Annotated in this window: 10 protein-coding genes; 7 read left to right on the top strand and 3 right to left on the bottom strand. The window is 66.2% G+C overall.

From position 1 onward, the window contains the following. Positions 1 to 233: 233 nt before the first annotated feature. Both KDK95_RS10010 and KDK95_RS10005 read left to right on the top strand, forming a co-directional pair. Entirely contained in the window at positions 234 to 1,439 is a 1,206-nt protein-coding gene (locus KDK95_RS10010) for a hypothetical protein (protein WP_212517791.1), read from the top strand. Positions 1,440 to 1,610: 171 nt separating this feature from the next. Beyond that, positions 1,611 to 1,859, top strand: a complete 249-nt coding sequence (locus KDK95_RS10005) for a hypothetical protein (RefSeq protein WP_212517804.1) — start codon at positions 1,611 to 1,613, stop codon at positions 1,857 to 1,859. A 789-nt stretch (positions 1,860 to 2,648) separates the two neighbouring features. On the opposite strand, the gene KDK95_RS10000 is transcribed toward KDK95_RS10005, so the two are convergent. Genes KDK95_RS10000 through KDK95_RS09990 form a run of 3 tightly spaced genes read right to left on the bottom strand, consistent with a single transcriptional unit; the run spans position 2,649 to position 6,239 of the window. After that, complete coding sequence (locus tag KDK95_RS10000; protein ID WP_212517790.1) at positions 2,649 to 5,099, bottom strand: S8 family serine peptidase; 2,451 nt, start codon at positions 5,097 to 5,099, stop codon at positions 2,649 to 2,651. Further along, on the bottom strand, positions 5,096 to 5,902 hold the full coding sequence (locus KDK95_RS09995; protein ID WP_212517789.1) for a S1 family peptidase: 807 nt from the start codon (positions 5,900 to 5,902) through the stop codon (positions 5,096 to 5,098). The genes KDK95_RS10000 and KDK95_RS09995 overlap by 4 nt, the downstream gene beginning before the upstream one ends. Positions 5,903 to 5,915: 13 nt before the next feature. Then, positions 5,916 to 6,239 (bottom strand): CU044_2847 family protein, encoded by a 324-nt coding sequence (locus KDK95_RS09990; protein ID WP_212517788.1) that lies wholly within the window; start codon positions 6,237 to 6,239, stop codon positions 5,916 to 5,918. A gap of 300 nt (positions 6,240 to 6,539) precedes the next feature. Between KDK95_RS09990 and KDK95_RS09985 the strand changes: the two genes are divergently transcribed. The 5 genes from KDK95_RS09985 to KDK95_RS09970 all read left to right on the top strand — a co-directional run bounded on the left by KDK95_RS09985 (position 6,540) and on the right by KDK95_RS09970 (position 16,341). Continuing rightward, positions 6,540 to 6,830, top strand: coding sequence for a hypothetical protein (locus KDK95_RS09985; protein WP_212517787.1), 291 nt, complete (start codon positions 6,540 to 6,542; stop codon positions 6,828 to 6,830). A gap of 7 nt (positions 6,831 to 6,837) precedes the next feature. Then, positions 6,838 to 6,963, top strand: coding sequence for a hypothetical protein (locus tag KDK95_RS36800; RefSeq protein ID WP_282971289.1), 126 nt, complete (start codon positions 6,838 to 6,840; stop codon positions 6,961 to 6,963). A gap of 187 nt (positions 6,964 to 7,150) precedes the next feature. Further along, complete coding sequence (locus tag KDK95_RS09980) at positions 7,151 to 8,548, top strand: competence protein CoiA (protein ID WP_212517786.1); 1,398 nt, start codon at positions 7,151 to 7,153, stop codon at positions 8,546 to 8,548. A gap of 392 nt (positions 8,549 to 8,940) precedes the next feature. Further along, positions 8,941 to 10,944, top strand: coding sequence for a hypothetical protein (locus tag KDK95_RS09975; RefSeq protein WP_212517785.1), 2,004 nt, complete (start codon positions 8,941 to 8,943; stop codon positions 10,942 to 10,944). A gap of 216 nt (positions 10,945 to 11,160) precedes the next feature. Next, on the top strand, positions 11,161 to 16,341 hold the full coding sequence (locus KDK95_RS09970) for a sacsin N-terminal ATP-binding-like domain-containing protein (protein ID WP_212517784.1): 5,181 nt from the start codon (positions 11,161 to 11,163) through the stop codon (positions 16,339 to 16,341). The last annotated feature ends 4 nt before the right edge of the window (positions 16,342 to 16,345 follow it).

Here is a 16,345-nt window from a genome sequence, read left to right as displayed (position 1 = left end):
GTGATGCCAGGTCGGCGAGCATTGCCGGACGGAAGGCTTGCTGGATCTGAGGTGTCGGATCCGAAGATGCTGATTTCGATCAGCGGGTCGTGGCGTACGTCGTCGTCGCGGACAGTCCCGCCGCCCCGGTGCGACGCCCGTCTTTCGACTATCGCAACTTTCTGCCGTGCGGTACCGCGGATATTGTTTCACTCCCGCAGGGGACTGCCCTGCCCACGACTCAGGAGCCGACGATGAACGACACGGTCGAGCTAGTCAGCGATGGCGATGGTTTCCTGGCCGCTGGCGACCCAGCGGCCGTCGAGCAGTTCCTCCGCGCGGAGGGGCTGTGGGCTGCCACGAAGAAGTTCGACCTGCGACGCCTCAAGCCGCTCTTCGGCATCGGAGCCGAGGTCATGCGCGCAGGCTCGGAGATCTGTGCCGACTCGGCTCGCTGGTTGAAGTTGACCCCTGAGTCAGCGCACCTTCGCAAGCAGCATGGGCTGATGGCAACGAAGACTCCGGGCGTCAGTCATGCGTTGGTGGGGGAACCGGGCAAGATCGCTAAATGGCTCCAGGTCGAGGAGGGCCGAGGACTGCTTCTGACCAACCCGGCGGTTCTGTCCGGTGCGGCGGGGATCATGGCGCAGTTCGCGCGCCAGCACGAGATGGCCGAGATTAAGACCTATCTCGCAACGATCGACAAGAAGGCCGACAAGATCCTCCGTGACCACGGCTACGACAAGTGGGCGGACATGGACGGGGCCGGCAGGGTCATCAAGGACGCGACAATAATGCGCGAGACGAAGGGTCGAGTCGACGCGATCACCTGGTCGAAGGTGCAGCCTACGAACGAAACGATCGCGACAGTCCAACGGTACGCTTTGTATCAGCTCGGCGATCTTGTGAGGAGCCCGGAGGGCGCGACTAATATCCGGGATATCGCCAAGATGACCAGCAGAGCTGAGCCCGAGGTTCGCGATTGGCTCGCCGTGCTGGCTCGGTGCTTCGAATTGCAGGACAAAATCGACGTGCTGGAACTGGATCGGGTGCTCGACGAGTCCCCGGACGAGGCGGACGCGCATCGGCTCGGCCTGAAGAGGATCCGCCGGGAGCGGAGGGAGGAGATCCTGGGTGTCACCGCGGGTCTGATGGCGCGGATGGATTCGGCCGCTGGCCCGGCCAGCTCGCATGTGCTGCTTCATTTATCCGCCCACCGGGCCGCGGTGGGCTCGATAAACCAACTGAGAGTCGCCGTGGACGATTTCCACAGGCCGCTCGGAGTCGAGTCCGGTCGAAAGGCGATGGAGCCGAGAGGCTGGTGGGACGCAGCGCAAGACCCTATGCAGTGGAAGACTGCGGGCGTGGAGGCGGGGCGCGTAGCAGTGGCGGTTGGAGCAGTCGCGGCTGGTCTGGTGACCTTATCAGCGGTGAAGAACGCCACGACGAAAGATGAGTGATCGACCTCGCGGCATGGGAAGCGGGCGCCGTCCGACGCCGCCGCAGCGATCCGCGAGCCCGCACGCTGTAACCGCGAATAGCAACCCCGTTCCAGGACCGGGCCGCTCTGTTGGTCCATGCCTATGGCTCGAGAGCGGAGGGCGCAAGTTGTTGGGTACGACGCCGCGCCCGTGATCGAGTCTGACGGACAGGTACGCAAGGTCGCCGGGCTGTTCTTCGGATACGGCACGTACCTGCCCGCAGGCACCCGATTCCTGGTCCGCGCGAGCGCCCGCACCCTGGCCGCGCTCAACAGAGCCTCTTCGACACGACCGAGGAATACCGCCACCAGTTCATCGTTACCGGCACTGGCACCACCCCACGCCTCGACCGAAGAGCACTTCTTCAACGCGGAAGTGCTCAACGGGATCGTGACGTGATTCGGCGCGTCGACGAGTACGACTCTCTCGGTGACGAGAAACGCCGTGACCTGCTCGGATTTGCCTGCAACCGACGGCAACGGCGCTCAAACGAGCTCTAATTTCGAGCACCTCTGTGTCAGTACGGAGGTCTCCTCTTATTCTGCGATCGAGAGAAATCGCTGCAAGCCACTGACCTGCACTTTCTCTGATCTGACGATCCGCGAGATTTGCAGTTCACCGCAGTTCCGTGCAGTTGAGCACACCGCTGCTCCCCGCTACTGCTCCCTCCGGCGCACCCTATGGGCGACGCGCAGAATGTGAGCACTTCTCCAACGGGAATCTTACTCTGACGCCCCGTCAGTGGCATCTCTTTCGCACAGACCTCCCCTTTCGAGTGGAAGCGGCCCCGAGTCCCGGGCACCTTCGGCGCGGACTTTTCGGCGTCTCTACCTGGACCGATGTACTTGATCGTCGGCGTAGCGCGCGGAGCGGTCACCCAGGGGCGCGGGTCGATCGAGGTGGAGCCGCGGGGGAGTGGAACGGGGAGCGGGCGGGGAGCATGCTCCCCGCCCGAGACGACGAAATCCTCGCTCGCCTGACGGCGAGTTAGTGTGGCGCGGAGCGCTCCGCCGGTCTCAACTCATTGAACTCTTCCGCATTCCGGGCCTTGGCCTCTTCCGCGTTCCCGGAAGAGGCCAAGGTTCAATCTCTCGCACGGGGACCGGCACGGGAATATTCCGGCCCATTGCTACAGGACTCAGCGGCCCCAACATCGCGCCCAACTGCTCGAGGGCACCGCGGCGAGCGCTATCCGATCTCCACTCCGAAGTCGGGGTCGGTCTTCGGGCGGGCGGTGTCGAGAAGGAGTTCGGCCGCCTCGCGGGCGGTGATGTTCTTGTCGTTGGCCAGGTGTGCGATCGCGCCGGCGACGTACGGCGCGGCGAAGGAGGTGCCGCTCCAGCGCGCGTAGCCGAGCTCGATCTCGCCGTCGGGGCGGCGCTGCGGGAACGGGCCGACCACGTCCACGCCCGGGGCGCTGGCGTCCACCCACCAGCCGCGGTCCGAGAACGGGGCCTTGGTGCCGACGGCGACGCAGTCCTTCAGAGCGGCCGGCCAGAACGGGCGGTCCGAGCCGTTGTTGCCCGCGGCCGTCACCACCACCGTGTGGCTGCCGAACCTGCGCAGCGCATCGGCGACCAGCGGGGACGGGTGATCGGCGTGCGCGTACCCGCCGAGTGAGAGGTTGACGATATCCACCTTGGTGCCGGTGGCCTGCTCCCGGCGCCGAATCCGGCCCAGGCTGTGCAGCAGCTCGAGCTCGTCGCAGACGCCGATGTCGTCGAGCAGTCGGTCGATCCACAACCGCGCGTTCGGCGCCTTCTGCAGCAGTACGCCCGCGACGAAGGTGCCGTGCCCGGCCTGGGCGTCGAGTTCGTAGTCGCAGCCGGCGTCCACTGGGTCGAGTTGCTCCGGTGTCACCTCCGACCACCAGTCGGTGTTGGTGAACCAGGGATGCGGGGTGATTCCGGTGTCCAGCACCGCAACGGTGACCTTGCGGCCCACGCCGTTCGCGACCGGCGCGGCGACCGGCGCGCATAGCGTGGGCACGCCGTAACTCGGCTCGCCGCGCAGCAGGTGGTTCGGTGTCGCGCCGATGCCCTGGTCGCGCAGGTTGGCGGCGAGTTCCGGTACGTCCACGCGGGCGGAGGCTCTCAGCCTCAGCCGGTGCACGCCGATTTCCGGATATTCGTCAATGCGTTCCACGTAGTCGGCGACGGCCTCGCGGGCGTGCTCCGACTGGTGCTCGGCGACAAGCAGTTGATCGCGACGGTGCACGGCACCGTCGGTGAAGATCGCATCAGGATGGCGGCTAAGCAGCCGTTCTAACGTGTCTCGGGATAAGGCGCGCCTTCTCGACGAGTTTCCGAGGTTCGCAGTCGCGCTCACCGGTTCGGTGCGGACTGCGGAACCACCGTCGCCCACTCGGCGAAACGCGGTCGAGCGGCGTCCACGCTGCAAGGCCACATTGAGCTTCGCGGCCAACGGGTGGTGGAGTCCCAACCCCCTGTCAACCCGCTCCGCAATACCGTTGAGCCGCGCGACGGCGGGGACGGCTAGCTCACCAGTTCCCGAGGTGCGCAGAATCTCGAGATCAGCAATCGCCAGGTTGGCCAACGCTTCGAGTGTCGTCGCCGATTGCGGGCCAAGAGCGTCTTCGAGCCGCGTCGCCATCTTGCGTAGATCATTGGTTGCTTCCGAGAGCGTGGACGCGTCATGGGTGCGTGCCAGTTCGACGCGGGCAATCGCGAGGTCGAGCGTCAGCGTCATCATGCGCACATCGCGCGGGTCCGTGATCGCGACAACCCGCTCGTACAGGGACTTGAGTTGCTGGCCGGCCTGATCGATACGAGGGGGCGAGCCGTCGTTGCACGCGAGGCGGGACTGGGCGATCGCGATGGCCGCGTAGATCTCAAGTGCGCGTGGGTCGCCGCCGCCTACAGCCGCCGAAAGCCGCAGTGCGGTGACGGAGAGCGCGTCGATGATCACCTCGATCCGGGCAATCTCACCGCATGACCAGGCTACGTCCGATTGAGCCGCGGCAAGGTTGCCGACAAGGGTGAGTGCCTGGATCGAGTGCGGGTCGAGTTCGCCGATCCGGCGCCGTGTCGCCGCGGCGAGTGCTTGAACGGAGGTAGCCATCGCGTTCCGGTCGGCGCGGTGTCGCGCTGTCTGGAAGGCGATGCGTGCCAATACGAGCTCCAGGAGCGCCGAATTGACTGCGGGGGTAGCGGCCCTGGCGCGGTTGGCCCACTGGTTCGCCGTTACCAGATCACCCCGGCGAAGGGCCACCTCCGCGAGGTTGGTTTGCAGGATCTGCCGAAGCTCAGGACTTTGAAGGCTGGGAGTAAACAGGGCCTCTTCGAATAATTCGGCGGCCTGCTCATCATCGCCGCGTAGCGCGGCGAGCATGCCTCGCTGGTTGAGCACCCTAGCCTGTTCCGGACCAAAGCCTTGGCACGCCTCGTGTGTGGCGATGAGTAACCGGCCCGCCTCGCCAGAGTAGCCGCACATGTCAAGCAGAACGGCTAGCCTGTTGCACTCCGTGATCTCTGTCAGCGGCGGCTGAGCGGCGATTGCGTCGAGCACTGCTTCGAGCCGACCTGGGATGTCCGCGAGCTCGCCGTGCGACGCCGTGCCAGCGTCTTCGGTCAGGATACGTTCGAGGTCTGTTACGAGCTGCTGGAGAGGTCCACTCATCGTCTTACCTCCGAGATACTCGCCTCGACGACGTTCATCGCAATCTCGAGGACCATCTGGCGAAGCGTGGCCGAGTCCAGCAGCCCTTCGTCTGCCCATGTCTTTAACAACGCCACCCGCTCTGAGACCAGCTCCAGACCCTTCCGCTCCCTATCCCGGACGGCAGCGCCGTTCGGTAGAGATGGGGGGTCGATCACGTCGAGAAGATGCCCGACGGAGAAACAGTCGAAGCGGCTGAGCGCGTCCCTCATCGTCGCGGCGAACAGGACATTGGTGGCTCGATCCGGGTTTTCACGGTCGGGATACTGTTCGAGCAGGATCCCCAGCAGCGCCAAACCGCCGGCGTCCGAGCTCTCGATTGGGCTCCCCGAGTATCCGGCATAGGTGCCCGGCGCCTGCTCGCAGCTGAGCTGGAGCGCCTCGATCAGGGAGCCGTCCTCGCATTCGAACTTGAACGCGGGATCGGTGACGATGCCAGTGAGCTTTAGCTGTACGCGAGGCGGCTGATACGGATTCTCCCAGCGCTCGCGCGGACTCGGCGCGCAGGCGCGGGGCAGATCGAGCGGGGCGCTTCGTGGCGCGAGTGTCTCGATGAGTGCCACGTCCGCATCGAGCGGACTACGGTACACCCGGCCGACGAGCACCTCCTTCTCGTCCGCGCTATGCAGGTCGACCGTGTCATCCTCGCCGATCCCTCGAAGACAGTGGCGGGCAGTGAGCACGTAGCGGGGCATAATGAAGAACCCGGCCCCCAGGCAAGTCCCGTGCTGGTAGATGTGCACCCAGTACTGGCTGCTGCTCATCCTGGCCCAGACCCTAACCGCGTTCGACCGTGATGGTCACCTCGAAGGAGGCCTCCGCCGACGCCTTCGAGAGGATGACCCCTGCCTCTGCGCCGAGCGTGATGCCGAATTTGGCCTCGACGCTCGCCACGCGCCACCCATCCCCGTCCTGAAGACGCGCGGCCGAGTCTTTTAGCACCGCAGAGGCCTCGGCGACCGCGGCCTCGATATCTTCACGCCGCTCCTTGAGCAGCGCGGTGGTCCGGGTCTTCGCGCCGATCTGGCGCTGGCCCGCATTGTCGAGGAGTACGGTCTCCACGCGGACCTCGACCTCTGCCAACGTCGCCACCTCCAGCACGCTCGACTACCCTAAGGTCGATCAGCCCGATCGTAGCTGCGAGAGCGCCAGCGTGCGGGATGCTCGCATGATTCAGTTCTCTGCCACTCTAGCCGACCCAACCTCGGGCCGAACCGCGCGGCCCGGCGCGCACCGGTGATGAGACTCCCCAACACAGCACGGCCGCAGCACTTAGCCAGTGGAGGCGGCGAGCGAGCGCTTGGCATTGAGTGCGGCCGCGGCGCCGATGCCGGCTGCGGATCGAGCCGAGGCCGCCGGCGCCCAACCGGGGATGACAGGGGCAGGCGGTACGGTTCTCGTATGGGTTTCTCAGACTTCGAAGCTACCTGCGGCGCACTCGACGACGGGCCGCTGCTGGCCCTGTATTCGGTTCTGGGTGCCGAGTATCAGCGTTTCCGCACCGCACTGGTCGCGCACACCGAATCCATGGAGCGCGAATCGGACTCGGCGCTTGAGCTCGGCGAGCGCTTCCGCGAGACCCTCGCCGAGCTCTCGGTGCTCGCCGACGGGGTCACCAGCCCCGACTTCCACGCCGGGATCGAGGAGTTCCGGCGAGGTAGATCGGCGCACCGAACGCTCCGCACTCACTAGGATGCAAATGGCCGGAGACCTCGCCGCGCACGCCGGCGAGCTCCTGAGGCGGCAAAGGCACGTCGTCGACGAGCTCGCCCGGCGCGGCCTTCTGCCCGAGTTCCCGGCCCCGCCGCAGCCCTCCGGCGAGTAACCGGCTCCGAAGCAGACCCGGCCCCCGGGGCGAAGGTCCCCTGCTCCCGCGCGCCCCGAACAGGGCCGGTTCACGACGGCACAGGGTCAGCCAATCGCTGCCGCGTTGCTTCCGCCTGAGGCACTGCGGCAGCGGGTGTGGTCCGGTTCTGATTTGATCCAGGGTGGAAGCGGGAAGGAGCCTGCGTATGGCCTTCACCGCGATCCACCCGGATCTCGGCCGGATCGACGCCTCGCTGCTGGATCTCGGCGCCGGCCTGGACTGGACGGCTGTCTACCGGGTGCGCCCGCGCATCGCGCTCAGATGCCCTGAGTGCGGGCACGGGGTGCACGCCAAGCTCTCCCCGCGCGGCCTGCAGTACTTCGCGCACGATCCCGGCCGCCCGCCCGAGTGTCAGCTGTCGAGCGAGTCGATGGAGCACCATCTGCTCAAACTCGAGCTGGCCACCTCCATCCGGGCCGCGGGCTGGCACGCCGAGCTCGAGGTCAGGGGCGAAGACGGGGCGTGGCGGGCGGACGTGTTGGCCGACTGCGCGGACCGGGGCACCCGCTGGGCGTGGGAGGCGCAGCTCTCGCCGATCACCACGTTCGAGCTGCTTACTCGGACCGCCAAGTACTACGACGCCGGGATCGACGTGTGCTGGGTCACCCCGCGCACCGGCACACCGTGGATTGGGGCTTCACCCTGTATTCGCGTGGCCGAGCCCGAGGGGGATGCGGGCTGGTCTGTTGCCGACGGGCTGGGCCGGTTCGACGAGCGCCGCGGAGCCTGGGTCGTGGTGGAGGGTACGAGCCTTGCGACGTTCGTGCGGTGGGTGATGGAAGAGAAGATCTCCTGCCACGGAATCCTCACGCGCTACCGGCGCGTACTGGTTGGCAAAGGGCGAAAAGCACGGCGCATCGACATCTGGACGAGCGGGCGCTCGATCGCCGCGGAGAAGCGCCACGACGCGATGCGCCAACGCCAGCAGGAGTGGAGGCAGGAACAAGAACGCAAGGCGGCACAGGCCGAACGGGAGCGGATCGCACGCGAGCAGGCCGCGCGCGAGGAGCAGGAGCGCAAGCGGCAGCTCGAGGCGGCCGAGAAGCACCGCCTGTGGAAGATCGAATGGGACAGAGAGCAAGAACGCCTGGAAGCCGAGCGCCTAGCACGCCAGGAACTCGAGCGCCAAGCCGAAGCCGAACGCCGCGAGCGCGAGGCGCGAGAAGATGCGGAGCGGGCCGAGCGCGAGCGGCTCGAACAGGACGCGGCCCACACATGGTGGGCGCAAGTCTCCGAGGCGCAGCTGCGCGAACTGCTCACCGCGATCGCCCGCCACGCGGTCAATCACACCGGGATAACGGCACTGCCGCGCCAGCACCAGCCGGACCCGGCGTTCGCCTACGGGATCGCGCTCTACCTCGGCACCCGGCTCTACGGCGTCGTACGCCCGCACCCGGCGAACCTTAACCGCCTACCCCCAGGCCTGGCGGTGTTCGTGCGCAACGCGCACGAAGTCGAACAGGTCCTGGCGCGCGGCGTGATCGAGCCCGAGCAGGTCGTGCACTTCGACCTGCCCGAGCACGAACAGTTGCAGTTCACCTAAGCCCACGGTGAGCCGGCGGCGCGGCCGTGGGGCCGCCGGTCAGTGCTCGAGCCGCTCCACCATGACGTTGGTGGACTTCACGACGGCGACCGAGAGCACCCCGGGCTCCAGGCCACACTGTGGTTCGACGCAGCTGCGATCCACCTGACGGCCAGTCAGCGCACTGCGGAGCGCTCGCGGGTCTGGAGTTGTTGATCTCTTCCGTGCTTTGCGCGCTGGCCGCTTCCGCGACGGGGAAGCGCTCTGAGAGGCGCGCTACGGAACTCTTCTGGGTTCCGGGCAGGGGCGCGGGCATGTTCAATTTCGCCCACGCCTGTCTGTGGCGGTCGTTATGGTCTTGGTGTGTCATCCGGTCCGGTAGTCGGTCTGAAGCGGGTGGTAAGGAGAAGACGATGCCGTTCTTGGTGCAGGTCATGATCTCGGGAACCGGCCTCAATGAGAGGGAGAGCTCCCGGTCTATGGAGGCGATTGCGGCAGCGATCGCGGAAGGCTGGGAGTCGCGGTGGTCCACGTTCTTCGACGCGGATGACGCGGACGGCCATGCGCAAGCCGACGGTCCCGAGGAGGCGGAGCGGGTTGTGCTCGATGAGCAGATCGTCGGTCGCCCCGGCAGCGTCGATGTTCAGGTTGTACTAGGCGGGCCTGGCCTGGGGCTGGAGGAGGCTGCGCTGAGCGCGACTGGGCTGGCGAGGCATTTGACGGGTTGGAGCCCAGAACTTCTCGCTTGCACGATCGCTTCGGTCCAGGTCAGTGAGGTTGACCAGCCGTACGACGAGAACAACTGGCTCAAGCCGCTGGAGGTCGAGGAGGATCTCGCGGCGCGGTTCTCGCTCACGGATCTGATGGATTCGCCGCTGCACGAGTTGGCGGCCGGTTACCTACTGGCCGGTGGGGTGCGTTCATTGTGGGAGCCGGGCCGGCGGGTGAACGGCTCGGTGCTCGAAGCTCGGGACGTCGTGCTCGGTGCGGTGGAGCATCCCTGGGGTAGGGAGCTGACGGCGGTTTTGGGGAGGCTTCTGGTCCAGGCGGCTCGGTTGGAGGCGGCTTCGGGCGAGCGGGCCCGGCTGACGATGACCGCGGGCGGCCACAGGGAGCTCGCCGCGGCGCTCTTGGGGCGGGTGCGCGCTGGCGTCGAGGACGAGGAGGAGTGGGGGGACGAGGACGATGCCTTGGACAGCGATGATTTGCGCGGGCACGTTCTGCTTGAGCAGTTCATGGAGGACTTCGGCCTTGCCTGGAACCGGGTGCCCGATGACCTTCCACGGCCCCTGGCGGACGAGCGGTGCGACAGACAACTGCGCGAGCTCCTGTGGGCGGGAATGAACGTTCTGGCCGCGCTCTGCGCGTCGCAGAAGGCGGTGACCAACCCTTGGCAGCTGCTCGCGGCTCTCGACCAGGACACGGTAGTCGAGGAACTGGCCCAACGGGAAACAGCGCGGGTAGCCGAGTGGGCAGACGCGGAGAACGAGGAGCTGCGCGAGGGCTGCTACAGCCTCGCCGCAGTCTGGCTGGCGGTGCGTGCTCCTGAGGCGCTGCGCACAAGTAGGGGCGCGGCGGTGGTGGATGTCGCCGCGGGTAGCGGAGCGTTTCTTGGCCTGATCAATGCGTCGCTGCTGGAGCTCGGCCCGGGACCGGTGGGTGCGGCGCTCGAGCAACTCGACGTGCCCGCCACGGTCGCGATGCCGATGGCAGCATTCGTGCGGGCGCTGGAGGCGACCTGCTTGCCGCAGGACGCGGAGGGCGATCCCTATGACGAAATGGGCCACGCCCTCGATGCGGCGCTGGCCCGCGACGCGCACGAGGCAGGACGCGTTCTGGCGCTTACGCAGATCCTTCACCGAGCCGCCGCGCTGAGCGCGACGGACGCCAATCCCCGACGAGACTCGGAGGGCTACATCAGCTCGCCCGAGGAGTTGTCCGCAGAACTGCTGACGAACGCGAAGATGCACGCTGGCGTCATTCAGGGCAGGGAAACGGATGAGAGCGTCTTGCTGAGTCTGGGCGCGCTGGCCCTGGTCGCTTGGGTCGAGCCCACGTTGGCGGGCGCGCTTGCTCGTGAATTGCCGGACCTTTCGGGAAGCGATCCGCTGATCGAGCCTGCGGCCAGGCTGCGGGCGATGCGCTGGGTCACCGACGCTCTCGCGGTTGTGGGCGTGCACGCGGATGAGCTGGCGATCCCCGGTGGGGGCGACACGGCTGCGGAGGCCGCCGACCTCCGAGCGGTGCTCTCGACGAGCGGGAGAGATGCCGGCCTGCTCGCCGATTGGCCCGTGGCGCGCTTGGTCTCGGCTGCTGCCGGCGTTACAGCGGCGGCGTTGTCCGGGCTTTCAGCGGGTCCGGATGCGGCGTTCGAGGTCTTTCTCGGTTCCGGCTTCGGCGCGGGCCCTTCAACGTAACGAGCCCTCCATGCGAAAACCCGGCGCGCGGCCACAACAACGTGCTTTGATTTCCCTGACCATCGTGGCGGCCCGAAGTGGCCTAGACCGGGAGGATATTGGTGCGAGGCTGGTTCGAGCAGCGGATGTGGTGCGGCACCGTGTCGACCATCTGCCTGAAGGTCAGCGGTGTCCGTGATTACTAGTGACTTGTCCGATGCCTCACCCGGTGAGAGGGTGCTGCAGGTTGCGCGGCAGCGAGTTGAACTGATTCTGCAGCCGGAGGTCTACGACATCGGCGCGAGCCTCAAGGCGCTTAGCGACGACACCGCGTGGGAGTACGAGCACCGCACGGTAATCGAGTTGATTCAGAACGGTCACGACGCGCTGGAGCCTGCCGACCCAGGCCGTATCGTGCTGCTGCTGGACCTCGACACGGAACAGCCCGCCCTCTACGCGGCCAATCAAGGCCGCCCCTTCACATTCGAGAATTTCAAGGCCATCTCCCAGCTGGCCACCTCCAACAAGAACCCCGGCGAGGGGATCGGGAACAAGGGGCTCGGCTTCCGCAGCGTGCTGGAACTCACCGACTATCCAGAGATCTACTCGAAGCTCACCACCGCTTCTACGTCCTTCGACGGATACAGCTTCCGATCTGCCAAAGACGACGACCTCCTCGACCTCATCGACGACGAGTTCTCCCGACGGATCGTCCGGGAGCGCAACCACCCGCTCCTCTTGCCGCTTCCGGCTGAACAGAGTGACCCGACGCTCGAGGAGTTCATACGCGGGGACTTCAGCACCGTCGTCAAGCTACCGCTGCGCGACGCCGCCGCTGCTGAGTCGGCGGCCGCCCAACTTCGTGAGGTGGTCGAAGCCGAAGCGCCGCTGCTGCTTTTCCTTGACCGGATCGCGCGTCTCGACGTTGAGATACGCGAAGCGGACCGGGCTCCAACCCGCACCGAGCTCACCCGGTTAGTTGAGCACCGGACGCTCGAAGGCGGAGCCGATTGCGCTGCGCACACCGTCGACCTCGGGAGGCACGGCCGGTTTCTCGTATTTCGGCGCGCTATCGACGCACTGGAGCTCCACGAGGCCATCGCCCGCAGCGTTCAGGCGCGCCAGGTGGGGGAGCGGTGGCTGAACGCATCTCAGGGGCCCGCGGAAGTCGGAGTTGCACTGCGCCTAGATCGCGACGTCGAAGCCGGGCGCGCCTACACGTACCTACCCATGGGGCCGAGCGCGGCGTCACCGATGCACGGTCACGTGCACGCACCGTTCTTCACCAAGCTCGCCCGCCTCGCCTTCAGCCCCGACGTGGCTCTCAATGACTTTCTCCTTGATCAACTTGCGTCCGCGTGCCTGGAATTCGCATTGCTGGTCAAGGACCATTTGCCGTTCAAGCAGGCTGCGCCCCGCGTGCTCGATCTGCTCTCCTGGAGCGAGGAGCCGGCGCGGCTGAGAAAGGCGGATCCGGGGATCCTCGACCTGTCCCTTGCGCCTCTCGTAGGTGAGCGTTGGGGCCGGTTCGGTGCAGCGTACGCGTGGCCGGCCACGCGTACGTGGGCGGCGTTGACTCCTACGGCCCTCACCGAAGCGGGTGCGCTCATTCTGGATCCTCGGGCGCTCGCGGGACGCTCCCAGCGGATCGAGCCTGTCCGCAGATCCCTTTCGGGGAGGGGAATGCAGCCACCTTCTGCCACCGTCGCCGAGTGGGCCGAGCACGTGGCCCGGCGGATGGCAGAACAACCAGGTACGCTTGATGGCTCGGCCTGGTCCGGGTTCTACGACGACCTTGCGCACGAGTTCAGATCCAACGCTCAGCTGCTCTGCGGAAGGTTGCTGGTCATCGACCAGAACGGAACGCTCGTCCCAACTCAAGACCCGGACTCGACACGCAGGATTGCCTTCTTCGCTCCCGAGGGCGAAAGTCGGGGATCTATCAGCGACCTTGGGCTCATGCAGGAATGGTTCTGCTTCACCCACCCGGCGGTCCCGTGGAGCCTGCTGACGAAGCTGTTTTTCCAGATGGGCGGCCTGATTCAAGACTTCACGCCAGGCCACGTACTAGCGCACATCAAAGGGATCCTGGACACAGAACAACCAGACGAGGTGCATGCCTCCGCTCTGGCTTACGCCTCGCGACTTGCGCTGGGCCCTGCCGCCGCCGCCGAACGCTCGACGCTGGCGGAGATCGCCTTCCGCGTTCCGACGGCGACTCTCGGCTGGATCGCGGCCAAGGAGGCGTTCCTCTCGCCCGGGTGGGATAGTCGAGTCGCGCAGCTTACCGGCGAGCTTATCGCAGACGGAGGCGGCACGGCGTCCGATATTAGGCATATGCAAACCCACTGGCTGCTGGGCCCCGAGGACTGGCCTTTCCCTGTCCGTGAGCGCGACCGGTTCCGCAGGTTCCTACGCACGATCGGGGTCCGCGACGCGTTGCCGATCGGATCCACCCGCGGCTATTCCAGCCAAGCAGCGGACATCGACCCGAAGGCGATCGCTACCGAGGCGGGGCTAGACGAATCCCTCGCGGACGCGTGGATAGCAGCGGTGCATGCGGCCGGAAGAAGCTGGTACCTGCCTGACTACGCATTCGCTGGGCAGGTAAAGTATCTAACCGGCGCAGCGAGTGTAGAGGCGATGGAGCCATCCAGCCGAGCGCGCTACGCCGAGCTTATCCTGCGCGCGCTTTCAGACTGGGGCCAAAGTTCGCTTACGGTAAGCGTCTATCAGCCGAACAAGCGGCGGCCAGACTGGCAGACCTGGCCAACGCCCCTCGCAACGTACCTGCGGACACGGCGATGGCTGCCTTATGAGGAGAGCGGCGCCACGGGATTCGCTGCACCCAGTGAGATCTGGTACGCAGACCACGAGCTCCCCGAATATATAAGGACCCTGTCCAGTAACATTCGGACGCTCGCCGGGCAAGAGAAGACCGCCCAGTTGCTCGCTGACCTCGGTCTGCTCTCCTGGGACAACCCGCACCACAGCGGTGCACGGCTCAAAGCCCTGGGGTTCGCCCTCCACGAGAACCAGGTACCTCAACACCTGTTCGCCGAGTTCAGAAGACTCTACGTCAAAGCCCTGGCGGATGCCGCCAAGACGGGGACGTGGGCTTGGCACCCGAGCGATCGCGCGACCGTGGCCGTCGACACCCACATCGGGCTGCGCTCGCACATGCTCAACGACGATGAACCTGTCTACATCGAGGACGTGCCATCGCCGCTCGAAAGGTCACTGCTCATCGCCGCCCAACTGCCCGTGCTCTTGAGCCACGGCGGAACAGCGGACGCCAGCAGTGTGGCGAAATGGGTGGAAAAGCACTCCGACAGTGTCATTCGCATCTCAAAAACACCCGTCCGCGTCTTCGACGGACCGGAACCGGTCGAAGCCAATCCGGATCAGCGACCGCTCGGCGAGGAATACCCCTGGCTTCCGGCTGTGGTGACCATGGTCCTTGAACTCAAGGGCCACATACGCGACGGACTGAACGGCGAGCGCAGACGGGACCAGGCAGCGCTCATCGGTGCAATCCGCGTGATCCGCACCGTCCACCTTCGCCTGGAGGTGGGAGACCGCGCCGTCCCCACCACGGCATTGCCGCGCGCCCTCGCTTTACCTGATGCCGACTGCCCTTCGATCGTCACGCATGTCAGCCCAGGCGACTCAGAGCTTGAGGCGTGCGCTCCGGCGCTCGCGCGTCTGGCTGGCTACCCTTCCGCGAGCGATGGCCTTCAACTCGTCCTCTACAAGCTCCAGCAGCTCCTCAAAGTCACCGGGCGCGATAAGCCCACAGACCGCGACCTTGCCGCGGCCATGGAGGAACGGCTCGAACGGGTAACCGAACTGCGCGATGAAGTCACCGGAGACGTCGCGCGACTCGCTGACCTCCTTCGGCCCGTACTCGCGCTGCACCGCGGCATCGACGCCATCGAGGAGATCGACGCCGACCTGAACGCCGCCGCCTCGGTCGCCGACCTCGAGCAAATCGTCCAAGCAGCGGCCGGCGATTACCTGCTCGAGCCGACAAAGGCCCTCGCCGCACTCCGCCTCTGCACGACCCCTGCGGACACCTGCACCGCGCTCGCCCTCGACCTGCGCAGCTTCAACCTCGTGCTCGCGGCGCTCGGGACCGCGCCCGTCACATATCCAACCGAGCACAAAAGAGCCTTCGAAACCTTCCTGCGCCTTCACGGACGCGCGCTAGAAGCGAGGATCCGCGAACACTTCCACGCCCTGGCTACCACAGGACTCGATATCTCGACGTACGAGTCGTGCTCGCGTCTGGACGGGCTCGAGCCAGACCCGGCCTGGCTGGAGCTGTACGTCGAGCCGCCGCAGGAGGTTCTCCACGCCCACGCCGTTGACTGGCTCAACGGCCTCGGCGCCGACCCAGACTTGTACGCACCACCGCGCTTAGACAGCGAGGCGATCGTACGCGACCGAAACAACGACCGGCTCACCGCACTGTTCGCGCCCCTCACGGCGTACGTGCGCCACTGGTGCGACACGCACGCCATGCCCATGCCGTCCGCCTGGGCCCACGCCCAATACCGGGCGTGGCCGATCCTGGACGCACTGCCGGAAGCCGGGTTGCTCGATCTAGAGCCCGCAATCCTCGTCGAGGTGGTCTCGCGCAACCTCGGCTGGCCTGAGGGCCTGCCATTCCCCTCGGAACAGGCGCTACGTGAACAGCCGCCGATAACAGTGCCCACCCCGTCGGCAGAGAGCACCGCCGCGTCGGAGCCTGCCCTGCCAAACCCAATCACGCCATCCAGACACAACATCGTCCAGATTGGCGGCGTCGCCATCGACGCCTTGGATTCGGCTGCTGTTCGTCGCGCCGCACGCGGCAGCGTCAGCGAGCAGTTCCTCTCGCAGACTTCGCCGATCGCCCTCCCCGCAGCGGATCGGACGGTGTACAGCGGAGGGCTTTCTTCTGCAGGCGTGTACATTGCCGCTCCAAAGGTGTCTGAGGAGCAGCGGAGTGCTATTGGTCTGGCAGGCGAAGTAATCGCCGCAGCCTGGCTAGAACGCGAGTTTCCCGGTGCGCACATCTGCTGGGTCTCAGGTTACGCTGCGCGCGAAGGTAGGCCCGATGCCTCGGACGCCCACGGTTACGACTACATTGTCGAATGGCGCGGTATGACCTACTACATCGAAGTCAAAGCCTTCGCGGAGTCCCGCGACGCTGTTGACGTTGCCCTCGGTGAATCCGAGGTTCGCGCGGCCACCGAGCACACCAGCGACGACGGTTACAAGGTACTGATTATCAGCGGGGTTAAAAGCCCGGAGGGCGCACGGTTCGCAGCGTTGATGCCGAATCCGCTCACCCCAGCCGGAGCCGAGGTGGCCGAACTCGTGGGCCACGGCCTGCGCTATCGCTACCGCTTCGGAGCGGGAATGGGTGACTGACGCT

It is taken from the genome of Actinospica acidithermotolerans (assembly GCF_018139625.1).
Lineage (GTDB): Bacteria > Actinomycetota > Actinomycetes > Streptomycetales > Catenulisporaceae > Actinospica > Actinospica acidithermotolerans.
Note: the sequence above shows the minus strand (reverse complement) of the source record. Positions and strands in the feature narration are given on the sequence as shown.

Coding starts and splice junctions, on each gene's coding strand:
- KDK95_RS09995 (WP_212517789.1), bottom strand. CDS start 5,902: ATGAGCAGCAGCCAGTACTGGGTGCACATCTACCAGCACGGGACTTGC.
- KDK95_RS09985 (WP_212517787.1), top strand. CDS start 6,540: ATGGGTTTCTCAGACTTCGAAGCTACCTGCGGCGCACTCGACGACGGG.
- KDK95_RS09975 (WP_212517785.1), top strand. CDS start 8,941: ATGCCGTTCTTGGTGCAGGTCATGATCTCGGGAACCGGCCTCAATGAG.
- KDK95_RS09980 (WP_212517786.1), top strand. CDS start 7,151: ATGGCCTTCACCGCGATCCACCCGGATCTCGGCCGGATCGACGCCTCG.
- KDK95_RS10010 (WP_212517791.1), top strand. CDS start 234: ATGAACGACACGGTCGAGCTAGTCAGCGATGGCGATGGTTTCCTGGCC.
- KDK95_RS36800 (WP_282971289.1), top strand. CDS start 6,838: ATGGCCGGAGACCTCGCCGCGCACGCCGGCGAGCTCCTGAGGCGGCAA.
- KDK95_RS10000 (WP_212517790.1), bottom strand. CDS start 5,099: ATGAGTGGACCTCTCCAGCAGCTCGTAACAGACCTCGAACGTATCCTG.